At 44.4% G+C, this 10,956-nt stretch carries 11 protein-coding genes; 6 read left to right on the forward strand and 5 right to left on the reverse strand.

All coding sequences use genetic code 11. The features are described 5' to 3' along the window. Positions 1–342 precede the first annotated feature (342 nt). Positions 343–1,839, forward strand: a complete 1,497-nt coding sequence (locus PseudUWO310_RS21960) for a trypsin-like peptidase domain-containing protein (RefSeq protein ID WP_223805807.1) — start codon at positions 343–345, stop codon at positions 1,837–1,839. A 110-nt stretch (positions 1,840–1,949) separates the two neighbouring features. Further along, positions 1,950–2,546: a hypothetical protein gene (locus PseudUWO310_RS21965; RefSeq protein ID WP_143190483.1), complete on the forward strand. Its 597-nt coding sequence runs from the start codon at positions 1,950–1,952 to the stop codon at positions 2,544–2,546. Positions 2,547–2,738: 192 nt separating this feature from the next. Here the strand turns inward: PseudUWO310_RS21965 and PseudUWO310_RS21970 are convergent, their stop codons facing one another. Then, positions 2,739–3,614 carry a hypothetical protein gene (locus PseudUWO310_RS21970; RefSeq protein ID WP_055075597.1) on the reverse strand — a complete coding sequence of 292 codons (876 nt, stop codon included), beginning with the start codon at positions 3,612–3,614 and terminating at the stop codon, positions 2,739–2,741. 207 nt (positions 3,615–3,821) lie between these two features. Further along, a complete protein-coding gene (locus tag PseudUWO310_RS21975; protein ID WP_143190485.1) occupies positions 3,822–5,342 on the reverse strand; it encodes a bifunctional orotidine-5'-phosphate decarboxylase/orotate phosphoribosyltransferase in 1,521 nt (506 codons plus the stop codon). A gap of 145 nt (positions 5,343–5,487) precedes the next feature. On the opposite strand from PseudUWO310_RS21975, the gene PseudUWO310_RS21980 reads away from it, so the two are divergent. From PseudUWO310_RS21980 to PseudUWO310_RS21995, 4 genes are all read left to right on the forward strand, one after another. Continuing rightward, entirely contained in the window at positions 5,488–5,781 is a 294-nt protein-coding gene (locus PseudUWO310_RS21980) for a hypothetical protein (protein ID WP_143190486.1), read from the forward strand. A gap of 302 nt (positions 5,782–6,083) precedes the next feature. Beyond that, complete coding sequence (locus tag PseudUWO310_RS21985; RefSeq protein ID WP_143190487.1) at positions 6,084–6,884, forward strand: TIGR04255 family protein; 801 nt, start codon at positions 6,084–6,086, stop codon at positions 6,882–6,884. Next, complete coding sequence (locus PseudUWO310_RS23445) at positions 6,772–7,332, forward strand: hypothetical protein (RefSeq protein ID WP_223805808.1); 561 nt, start codon at positions 6,772–6,774, stop codon at positions 7,330–7,332. The genes PseudUWO310_RS21985 and PseudUWO310_RS23445 overlap by 113 nt, the downstream gene beginning before the upstream one ends. Positions 7,333–7,343: 11 nt before the next feature. After that, positions 7,344–7,787 (forward strand): hypothetical protein, encoded by a 444-nt coding sequence (locus tag PseudUWO310_RS21995; RefSeq protein WP_143190488.1) that lies wholly within the window; start codon positions 7,344–7,346, stop codon positions 7,785–7,787. On the opposite strand, the gene PseudUWO310_RS22000 is transcribed toward PseudUWO310_RS21995, so the two are convergent. The 3 genes from PseudUWO310_RS22000 to PseudUWO310_RS22010 form a co-directional block, all read right to left on the reverse strand. Continuing rightward, the gene (locus tag PseudUWO310_RS22000) at positions 7,784–8,263 is read right to left on the reverse strand and encodes a CRR6 family NdhI maturation factor (RefSeq protein ID WP_143190490.1); all 480 of its coding nucleotides are present in this window, start codon (positions 8,261–8,263) and stop codon (positions 7,784–7,786) included. The genes PseudUWO310_RS21995 and PseudUWO310_RS22000 overlap by 4 nt on opposite strands. A gap of 42 nt (positions 8,264–8,305) precedes the next feature. Continuing rightward, complete coding sequence (locus PseudUWO310_RS22005) at positions 8,306–9,274, reverse strand: DnaJ C-terminal domain-containing protein (RefSeq protein WP_009626620.1); 969 nt, start codon at positions 9,272–9,274, stop codon at positions 8,306–8,308. A 209-nt stretch (positions 9,275–9,483) separates the two neighbouring features. Beyond that, positions 9,484–10,842 (reverse strand): phospholipid carrier-dependent glycosyltransferase, encoded by a 1,359-nt coding sequence (locus PseudUWO310_RS22010; protein WP_143190491.1) that lies wholly within the window; start codon positions 10,840–10,842, stop codon positions 9,484–9,486. Positions 10,843–10,956: the final 114 nt, after the last annotated feature.

The following is a 10,956-nucleotide window of genomic DNA, read 5'->3' on the forward strand; positions in this document are numbered from 1 at the left end:
TAGTAAAAGAGATTAAAAAAAGCTCTCTAATATGGCAGTCCTAAATCATTTAAGTAAGTGAGCTTAATTAAATATAAAACCCTAAAACCTGCGGCGCACGCTGCGCGTGCGCCGCAGGTTTTAGATCTGGATTTTAATTGTGCTTAGGTGAGAAAAATAGAGCTGCGACTGAGCGCAGTCGCAGCCTCTCATAATACCAATTTCCAAAAGTGTAGCTACACTTTTGGAAATTGAAAACCAAACCCAGTAAGGGTTTTAAAATCACAAAATGGCTACGCCATTTTGTGATTTGGTATAACTCATTTAGGATTGCTATATTCGGAAACAAGAGCCTAGGGCTTCTTGTCTATACGAATAATCACTCAAGAGACTGCGCTTCAGGATGGATCTGTGAAAGAAGGAATCAAAAAACTCATCACCAAGGGTTTGGTTAACTTTGTGGTATCTAGTCTCGTTCTCAGTGGTAGCATCAGCGCGATCGCAATTATCCCTTTGACTACAATTGCCTCTGTCAATGCCCAATCGGACGAAGAGATAAATATCCGCGTTTATAAATTAGCTAGTCCCGCAGTGGTCTCGATCCAATCCCAACTCGGCAATGGCAGTGGCTCAATCATCGATCCTCAAGGCTTAGTTTTGACCAATGCCCATGTAGTGCGCGGCTCTAGCATCGTCACGGTCATCCTCAGCGATAAACGCCAATTTCGTGGGGTGGTAATTGCTAATAGCCGCAATCCCGACCTCGCCATGATTAGGCTAGAGGGGGTCACCGAAAGCTTACCCACAATTCAGATCGGCTCATCGGGCGCGATCCAAGTCGGTCAGCGAGCTTTTGCGATCGGCAATCCCTTCGGTCGGTTTGCAGGAACCCTGACCACGGGGATTATCAGCCGCATCGATCGCGATCGCCAAAAATTACAAACCGATGCAGCATTGAATCCTGGCAACTCAGGGGGACCCTTGCTCAATAGTCGGGCGGAATTGGTGGGGGTGAATACAGAAATTTTTACGACTAATTCCACTAATAGCGGCATTGGATTAGCGATCGAGGCTGATACGGTTAAACAGTTTATTGCGGAAGTGCGCCAAGGCAAGATTGGTAACAATATTGCACCGATTAACAGCCCCAAAGTTATCACGCTTAATGGTACTCCGCTTGCATCTACCCTAGGTGCTGCCGACAATACTCTGCCCGATGGCAGCTATTACAAAGCCTATGAGTTTCAGGGGCAAGCAGGGCAATCGTTAGTGATTGAGATGCGGAGCAATGAGATCGACCCCTATCTGGTGTTATTTGATGCCAATGGTCGTAAGGTTGCTGAGGATGACGATGGCGGCGGTGGCAAAAATGCAAGGCTAGCTATTACCCTGCCCAGTACTGGTAAATATACACTTTATGCCAATTCCTATGAGGTGGGACAGGGAGGTCGCTTTACGATCGCAGGTTTGCTAGGTAATAGCCCAAATAATCAATTGGGCAATAATTTCACAGCTCCGTCACAATCTGATAATTTAGGAATCCTTTTGCAGAAAAATGGAGTCTTAGGATCGCAGAGTCGAGTCTTTGCCCGTGATGGCAGTCTATTTGATGCCTTCAGTTTTAACGGACAGGCGGGGCAAGTCGTGAGTATCGAACTGGTTAGCTCGGATTTCCATCCCTATTTGGTGTTATTTTCGCCAGATAGTAAGGTTTTGCAAGAAAACGACGGTTTACCCAGTCGTAAAAATGCATCAATGACGCTCCAATTGCCCGTAACGGGTACTTATAGAACGATTGTTAATGCCTATGATCGCAATGGTAAAGGCTCTTACCAACTCATCGTTAAACGATTGCGATAGCTTGCTGATGGTTGAGTAATTTTGCGCAATTAAATATAAAACCTAAAAACCTGTAGCGAACGCTGCGCGTTCGCTACTCTGAATTACTGACAATGGAGGATTGATTTGCTATGCGCCCAAAATACAACCTAGGATATTTAGTCTTGGGAATTAGTAGTCTACTATTCACACTGACACCTAGTGCCTATGCGGTAACGCCCGCATCAGTGAATCAAGATGCTGGTGTGGCTTGGTCAAGTATTGTTGAAAATCCCTTTGATGGCAAAATAGTTTATGACAAGCACTTCAGCGATGATTTTGCTTTTGTGACGAGCTGGTCAAAACAAGGGATTAACGCTACCTATACCGAATATTGGTCAGAGGTGGTCGGTTATCGTCGGGTTTGGAAGACTCGGAGCGTTCGGCGTGATGATCATTATATTGACGAGCGCTATAGCGATCGCGAAGCCATCACGGAAAAAAGATCGCGATCGCGATCGCCGAAATCCTTGCAATTTAGCTATCAAGGTAAAATTTACACCTACAATTCTGGTGCTGTTGATCCCGAACTTTCGGCTATCTTAGCGAATTTTCCTGCGGGGAATACAACTATACGTGCTATTTGGAATAACGATCAGACTTCGGATTTTCCCATTGGTTCGGGTACGGTAGAGGCATGGAAAACTATCTTTAAAACCGATTCACCGCCACCACGCTTTGGCAATTAATACCAAGTTAGGAAATGGCGTAGCCATTTCTTAACTTGGTATAGCTATATTCACTTAAGTCAGGCAATCAAACCCAATAGAGAGTTGCGGCGCTTCGCGCCGCAACTCTCTATTGGGTTTACTGACTATAGCAATTAACGCAAAAATAAAGGCGGCGCAAAGCGCCGCCTTTATTTTTGCGTTAATTGCTGATTATAAGGTTTGCTCGTTATTGGGGCGTGGGCGGACGCGGCTAGGAGTCGTATCTGGTTCGGGCAAAGGCGTGTATTGATTGCCCGTAAATTCCTTGGAAACACGCAAACGCTGACTAGCGATCGTAATTCCTGATTCGCGCACTAGTACCACAGATATCCAGCGATCGCCAGAGGAAAAGGGCGCTTGACCGATCTTAAATAAACCGCCTGCGCTGAGAGGGCGTAGATTGATTGTATTGTCATTGAGGTAATTCTTGGCTTCAACAGGCTCCTCGATCGCTGCGCCAAGCAACAAACTCGTACCCAATGGTTCCGTAACGATCGCATCGAGCACATATTGGCGACCGACACCGATGAGTTCGGGAACTTTGAGCTTGACGGGTGGTGGCGCATCCCCCGTACTTAATGAAGACTGCTCAGAGAGAATTTGCTGGGATACCACCTGTAACTGACCGTTGATATTTTTATAGGTCTGAGTTGAGATCAATCTAGCGTCTAACTTAAAGTTATCGTTCTCGGCTCCCTTACCACCCTGCACCATCGTTACGGTTTCCGCCGTAATTAGGTCGCCTTGTTTGTCCCACTTCGAGATTTCGGTGTGATAGCGAATATTTTTATACCGTTGCCAGAGTTCGCCCAATACCTGCTTGTAGCGATCGCGATTTAGTCCATCGGAGTGATTAAAGTTGGGAGCGTAGTACTTCATCACCCCCTCAAGATCCTGACTGCTGGCAGCTTTATCCAAGGCAAAGACGATATTCGATAGTTCGGGAGGAGCGGGCTTCGATGATTGAGCCGCAAGGACAGGATTGGCGATCGGCGCAATCGAGGCAACTACCGCAGAAACAAGTAACAGAGTAATTCGTTTGAACATGCGTAACTCTAATCAATAACCTGTAACGATACTAAAAAACAAGACAAAAGCGATACAAAAGCGATACAAAAGCGATCGAAGAAAATGGGGATTTCCCTACTTTGCTCAATTGGTTAAGCCCATATGGTTAAGCCCATATATTTTTGAAAAATCTACGCAAAGCTTGGCTTTCTCAAAAATATACGCCTATTATCAACGCAAAACACTTTAAGAATGCGACAAAGTCAGAAATTGTTTCTCACTTATACGCCCAGATTGGTAAAGTGTCTCATTTATTTCTGAAATTTTTAACACCGCATGGGGGGAATATCCACTCTTTTGAATGCGATCGCATACTCCTGACTCGTGATCGATAAATACGACGATATCGCGCACCCTTAAGCCGCAGCTTTCGATTTTTTGCGCCCCTTCAATCGCGCTCTTGCCTGAAATCAAAATATCATCTACAACCACAATCGTTTCTCCTGCCTCATAATTGCCCTCGATTAAGCGTCTGGCTCCATAAGCCTTTACTTCTTTGCGCGGAAAAATGAGCGGGAAGTTTAATCTCAGGGCTAGTCCTGAGGCGGTGGGCAAAGAACCGTAGGGAATGCCTGCAATCCGATCGAATTGCAGATTCTGCAAGATCTCGGCATAGGTTGCGATCACTGCCTCAAAGACTTGGGGGTTGGAGATAATTCGCCGCAGATCGATGTAGTAGGGAAATATCTGTCCAGAAGCTTGCACCGTTTCCTCAAAGGTAATGCAGCCAATATCAAATAGTTGCAAAATTAGATTGGCATGGGGATGTCTTTGGCGATCGATCAGGCAGACATTGGGCATCCAGAGATCGCAAATAGGTTGCTGGCGATCGGTTGCAGCGATCGCCTGATTAATCTCATCCCTTAGCGATCGCACTAATACATCGGGTTCTCCCATGGCTAGAGCATCCTGATTAACGGGTAAGATTAAGCCGCCACCATTGCTATCTAGCCCTGCCTTGAGAATTGCCGCCAAACTAGCGCTCCTTTGCCCATTATCTCGACCTGCCCAGATACTTCTGGCTAGGATGAAGCGCTCAGGAGCCAGCGATCGCACCTTAGCTAGGGCATCGGGAACGGCTGCCCCTACCTCTAGGGCAAGATTTTCCATGCCAGCCCAAGCTTGGCAATTTTGAACCACATTTAAGTACATGGGTAGAGACTTTGGCAGTGAAGTGGATGGAGATTTCATCTCAGGGTGGGGATATTCCTGAAAGTCCTGTGCTGTAGCATTGGAGGAGTAGCAACTTACCAAAATTGCCTTATCTGGATACATCAAAAAACGCGCGGCTAGATCTTGCCCGATATAAGGGCTTACGGTAATGGCATCCACCCCCCACTGTTCAAAGGCAGTTTTTGCCATCACTGAGCTGCTGTTGAGATCGGCGTGCTTAGCATCGAGAATAATCGGAATTTCTGATGGAATTGCCGCTAAGGTCTTGACTAATAGCTCTAATCCCCCCGCGCCTAAAGCTGTATAAAACCCTAACGTCGGCTTGTAGGCACAAACGAGATTTGAAGTCGATTGAATGATGAAATTCATCCATTCCCAGAGGTAGGCGATCGTGCGATCGTCGCCCGCACTCATCTCCGAGTCGTATTTTGCTCTATATTGGGTGGGCATTACCTCAGGGTTAGGATCTAGCCCCAAACATAAAATGCTCTGATTGTTAGCGATCGCAGTTCTGAGTTTTGCAGCAAAGCTCATAATTTCGGGCTGAGGTAAAGGTGGACATCTAGTTGAAAATCTCGCCTTCGGCGATCGCTTCTAGCTCATCGCATTAAGAAAATATCACTCTTGCTATAATGCTCAACAAGAAAATGTACTCACAACTTTACAATGGTCACTATGCATGGCTACAGTTCAGTTTAAGACAGAGATCAGTGCAGAACTAGAACTACTACAACAAATCAATCGAGCTTTACCAGCAGAATTGCAGCAACAATACAATGATTTAAGCGCAAAGATGCGATCGCAAACTATCACTCCCGAAGAACATCAAGACTTACTCCAGCTTATTGATATTGTTGAGCAAGCTGATGGCGATCGCCTCAAACATCTTATCCAGTTATCGCAGTTACGGAATATTTCACTGACTGAACTAATGGAACAATTACAAATTTATCCTCAATTAGTCCATTCTTAAGGTTCGAGTAGAGATCGCCGCATTAATATAACTAAAAATCTCGTCTAGCTCCCCGATCGCTTCTAGCTCAAGATTTTCTGTAGCCGTAAGAGTATCAGCTTTTTTCTTATCGAGTAGGGTTTGAAGGCGATCACCTAGTTTATAGATAAATTGTTAAGAAATATATACATTTGCTCTGTTAGCACATCACTTGTGTGAATACAGGCTTTGAAATAATGATTGTCAAAAAATTATAGGAGAGGTTTAGATATACTGTACCAAAATGTAGAATACTAAAATTAGATTTACTTAAGTGCCTTGCAATGATCTTTCCTGATAATGAACGATCTATTTATCAAAATAATCCCTTAATAGAGGTGGTTTGCCAGTTGCGTTTTCCTACTATTCTCAGGATATCTAATCATGCTCCTGTAGAGTTTCAAGACGAAATTCGTGCGACTTACCCAATTTTTGAAGAAGTATCTCCACAAGTGCCTGTTTATTTTGGTAAGGATAACAGACTTCAACAAGAAGATCTACAAGGACAGAGTAATGATGTCTTTTATCACTTTGTATCTGATGACTTTAGCTGGCAAGTATCTCTAAGCCAAAACTCTATTGCGATTGTTACAAGAAACTATCGCCGATATGAGGAATTTAAACAAAATTTCATTCATATCCTTGAGATTTTTGAAAAAATTTATAAACCTTCGTTTTATTCAAGGATAGGACTACGATATAAAGACTTAATTGTTAGGTCAGATCTAGAACTCGCAGAAGTAGATTGGTCTTATCTCATCCCACAGTATATTGCGCCAGAACTACACTCCTTGGAAATTGCCTCCAGCGTTAGAGAATCTAGTAAAATTTTAGTCATGGAAACTGAAGATGGAGATATTACACTAAGACATGGCTTAGTAAATGCTAGAGATGAGGAACTGAACATTGAAGAGTTAGCATATTTATTAGATGCAGATTTTTATAAAGAAGGAAAAATAGGGAAAGGTGATTATGTCTGGGAATTACTTGATTGCTACAATAAATCAGCCAGAAACCTCTTTAGGTGGTGCATCACGGATAGATTACACACCGCGATGGAGCCTATACCATTCAAGAAAACCTAGAATTTCTCATGGATTTTCTATAACTTTTGGGGAAGTTCGCAAAGAATTTGACAATAAAGAATTAGGGATAAAATTTGTACGTTACAATCATCGAGAATTTTCAATCACACAGCTTAAAAAAGATCATGAAAGGACTCCTCAATACTATGCGGATATTGTGCTTGTACGCAAATTTCGCGGTTTAGTTGCAACATGGAAGGAAGAAACAGGTAGTAAATCGATTGTCTCTGAAAAAGTTGTTCATCCTGCCTACCAGCAAATCATTAGCATAGGAGAGAAAGCTATTCCGTTATTGTTACGTGAGTTAGCTGTGAATCCTGATCATTGGTTTGTTGCCCTACGATCAATTACAGGGATAAATCCTGTTAAGCCTGAACATCGAGGCAGAATAAAGTTAATGGCAAAAGATTGGCTTGATTGGGGCAATAAACACGGTTATGAATGGTAATTTGTAACATAATGACAAATAGTGGACTTGAAGAACTTTTCTCTAGTTTGACAAACACCAACCATAAAATCACTAGTCCACGTACAAATGAATATAATTGTTTCGCATGGGCAGCCGAAGAAAATGATCGTTGGTGGTCGCCATCGGAAGATTTAGAGGAGTACTACTGGCTAGATGGCGCTCCAAGGGAATTGACGTTAGATAGCATAACTAAAACCTACAGTTTGCTTGGTTATGAGCCATGTGAAACTTCGGAAATTGAGGAGAATTTTCAAAAGATTGCTATTTATATGAAATATGGAAAGCCTTGTCATGCTGCACGACAACTATCGAATGGAAAATGGACTAGCAAATTAGGTGGCTGGGAAGACATTGAGCATGAGTTGACAGGGCTTGAAGGTATTGGGGAACACGAATATGGATATGTTGAACAGATTCTTAAACGTAAGGTTTAGAGCAGATTAAAAAATGCTGAATCTATCTCGTAGCCGAGGCTTTGAGTCATTTGTTGTAACTTAGCAGTGCTTTCGATGCCGCGAGATTTTAGCCAGAGAGAAATCGTGAATACCTTCTGCATGACAAAAAGCTCCAATGCTTCAGGATTGTATTGCAACACATAGCCATCACCTTCGCGCTTAAACTCGTGGGGAACTAGCATCGCCGCATAGCGGCTGAGTTCTGCACGCCAATCGAGGAGATAGCTAAACCAAGGATAGGTCGCATCGAGCCGCACAAACCAGAGACGCACTTCTGAAATTTCCGATAACTCGCGAGGATCGCCATCTTCTTTATCCCAGACAAGTTCGATTTGAAAGGCGCGATCGCTTTCGGCCGTATCATCCCAATTTGCTAGCAACTTCTCGATCGCAATTTGAGCAGGAGTAATATCTAAAGACTCGATACAGGCTTGATTGATATAGATAGTAGGCATTATGGATTTAGATATAATTAAGTTAGGTTGACAACCTAAGGTTTACTTTTTCGGGAGATTCTCGCGAGGATCGAAGGATTGAATCTCTAACAACTGCTCGTATAGTTCGCGTTCGCGCTTGCTGGGAGTTTTGGGAACCACGATCTGGACTTCCACATATTGATCGCCAAAGGTTCTGGCATCCTTGGGGAAACCCTTACCAGAGAGTCGCAACTGTTGACCTGACTTCACCGCAGGGGGAATGGTTAATTTCACCAAACCGCTCAGAGTGGGGACTTCCACCTGTACGCCCAAGACCGACTCGCTAGGAGAAATGGGTAACTGACATCTAATATCGGAACCTTCAAGGGTAAAGAATGTATGGGGCTTCAGCGTAATTTTGAGGTAAAGATCGCCCCCCGAAGCCCCTTGTCCCTTGAGGCGAATTCTTTGTCCCGAAAGCACACCTGCGGGCATATTTACTTCTAGCGATCGCCCATCTTCGAGGCGAATCCGCTCACGACCGCCGACATAGGCGCGTTCGAGGGGCAACTCTAATACTGCTTCAGAGTCGCGGCGAGGGGTAGGGCGTGGTGGCGCTTGGGTAGTCGTGCGATAGGAAGATGCGCCGCCAGTATCTTGAGCGCGTTCGTTGGTGCGGAATTTACCTAATAATTGATCGACAAATTCTTGGAAGTCGTTATATTGGCTAAAGTCTACATCGCCCGTATAGCCGCGCTCAAAGTCAGGCGTGTATTGCTCGCGAGAAGATGGCGTGCGTCCACCTTGACCTTGGAATCCACCTTGTTTCCAATATTGCCCAAAGCGATCGTACTGCTGGCGCTTAGTAGTGTCAGACAGGACTTCGTAGGCTTCACCAATATCTTTAAAGCGTTCTTCGGCTGCCTTGTCATTGGGATTGAGGTCGGGATGATATTTCCGCGCTAGCCTACGATAGGAGCGCTTAATTTCGTCAGCCGTAGCTGTCTTCGTTACACCGAGGATTTCATAGTAATTGCGAAAGTTTTGCATATTTCCCGAACTGCAAACAAGGAGATAACTTAGCTTACCTTATAGCAATCTCCAAACCCAGATATTTAGAGGCTGTATAAAGCGTTGTACCAATTCACGAAAGTGTGACAACACTTTTGTGAATTAAACACCAAACCCAGTAAGGTTTTGAGATTTCCAAAATGGCAACGCCATTTTGGAAATTGGTATTACTGATAAATATCTGGGTTTTAGATCCAGCTACGCAACCACATTAGCACGGGCAAATAACTCGATGAGATCGGTAAACCGATATAAATCGGCAACCAAAATAAAAAGGCGATCGCAATACTTACAAAAACGCCCGAACCGATCGCACGGATATTGGCTAAGGGCGATCGCCAAGCGAGGGAAACTAAGAAAGAAAGTGCGGCAAAGGCAAAAACTGACGCAGGCATATAGTGGTAGAGGAATATGCACCTTTTGCTCAAGCTCCAAGGCAACCAATGGGCGGCAAAACTGCTCGTCACGTAGAACATGAACCAAAATAGCTGCGATCGCTTTTTCGGGTGCATCTGGGTTATGAACTGAGGCGGAAACCTTAGCCTTGAGGCGATTAAAAAGGTAAGACAGACTAGCAAGGCGATCGCACTGAGCCAATATAAAATTGGATTGCCCATCGCATGGACGAATTCCACCATGCTATTAGGTCGAAATTCAAAAAAATAAGCGATCGGGCGAATTAATAACACCCAGCTCCACCAAGGTGAGCAATAGGGATGAATTGGCTCGGTTTTACCCGCACCTAAGTTTTGATGGAATCCGAAGATCTGGCGGTGTAGTTCCCAAATATCGCGTTCGGGATTGATCATTAAATGGGGAATCCATTGCACAAAATAAAAGGCGATGGGCAGAATGATTAACCCAATGATGACTTGCGACAAGTTTAGTTTTTGGCGGTGACTAGCCCAGATGTAGACCGCGATCGCTATTAACCCGATAATATAGGCTAAGCCCGTCCATTTAACGCTACACGAGGCTCCCAGCATTAAACCCGTAACAAGCGTCCAAAACCAACGTTGGCGCGATCGCTTCAGGGCTAACACCATACATAATTGGCTCAGCATCCCAAATAGCAAGATATAGGTATTAATCAACCCATATCTTGACTCTACCAATAGCAAACCATCCAAGGCGACGAAACAACCCGTCAGCCAAGCCCAGTCTCGGCGATCGCTCAATTGCCAAATAAACTCATAGATAACTAAAGGCAATAACGCTCCTGCTAAGGCAGTCATACAGCGATAGCCAAGGGGGGCATAGCCCAAAAATTGAATGCCAAGGGCAATGATGTACTTAGCTAAGGGCGGATGTGCGTCAAACAGAGGCTCCCCATGCAAATAGTTTTGGGCAAATTTGGGGTAGTAAACCTCATCGAACACGATATCCGCTGTGCCATCCAAATTCCATAGGCGTGTCGAAAATGCGATGAAGACGATCGCCATTACTCCAAATACTGGATGTCCAGATAACCAAATTAGGCGATCGGACAAACGAGCGAACGAACGAGCGAATGGATTAATAATTAGGCGATCGATCCAATTGCTCATCTAAAATTCTTGTTTAAGGATTCTTCACTAATTTTTCGGCGATCAGTTCTTGATTTACCAAATTAAAATCCTAAAACCTGCGGCGCACGCTGCGCGTGCGCCGCAGGTTTTAGG

It is taken from the genome of Pseudanabaena sp. UWO310, from assembly GCF_006861605.1.
Lineage (GTDB): Bacteria > Cyanobacteriota > Cyanobacteriia > Pseudanabaenales > Pseudanabaenaceae > Pseudanabaena.

What these genes read in the sequence shown, in the direction of transcription:
- PseudUWO310_RS21995 (WP_143190488.1), top strand. Translation starts at nt 7,344, where the DNA reads ATGACAAATAGTGGACTTGAAGAACTTTTCTCTAGTTTGACAAACACC.
- PseudUWO310_RS22005 (WP_009626620.1), bottom strand. Translation starts at nt 9,274, where the DNA reads ATGCAAAACTTTCGCAATTACTATGAAATCCTCGGTGTAACGAAGACA.
- PseudUWO310_RS23445 (WP_223805808.1), top strand. Translation starts at nt 6,772, where the DNA reads ATGTCTGGGAATTACTTGATTGCTACAATAAATCAGCCAGAAACCTCT.
- PseudUWO310_RS21970 (WP_055075597.1), bottom strand. Translation starts at nt 3,614, where the DNA reads ATGTTCAAACGAATTACTCTGTTACTTGTTTCTGCGGTAGTTGCCTCG.
- PseudUWO310_RS21965 (WP_143190483.1), top strand. Translation starts at nt 1,950, where the DNA reads ATGCGCCCAAAATACAACCTAGGATATTTAGTCTTGGGAATTAGTAGT.
- PseudUWO310_RS22010 (WP_143190491.1), bottom strand. Translation starts at nt 10,842, where the DNA reads ATGAGCAATTGGATCGATCGCCTAATTATTAATCCATTCGCTCGTTCG.
- PseudUWO310_RS22000 (WP_143190490.1), bottom strand. Translation starts at nt 8,263, where the DNA reads ATGCCTACTATCTATATCAATCAAGCCTGTATCGAGTCTTTAGATATT.
- PseudUWO310_RS21985 (WP_143190487.1), top strand. Translation starts at nt 6,084, where the DNA reads ATGATCTTTCCTGATAATGAACGATCTATTTATCAAAATAATCCCTTA.
- PseudUWO310_RS21980 (WP_143190486.1), top strand. Translation starts at nt 5,488, where the DNA reads ATGGCTACAGTTCAGTTTAAGACAGAGATCAGTGCAGAACTAGAACTA.
- PseudUWO310_RS21975 (WP_143190485.1), bottom strand. Translation starts at nt 5,342, where the DNA reads ATGAGCTTTGCTGCAAAACTCAGAACTGCGATCGCTAACAATCAGAGC.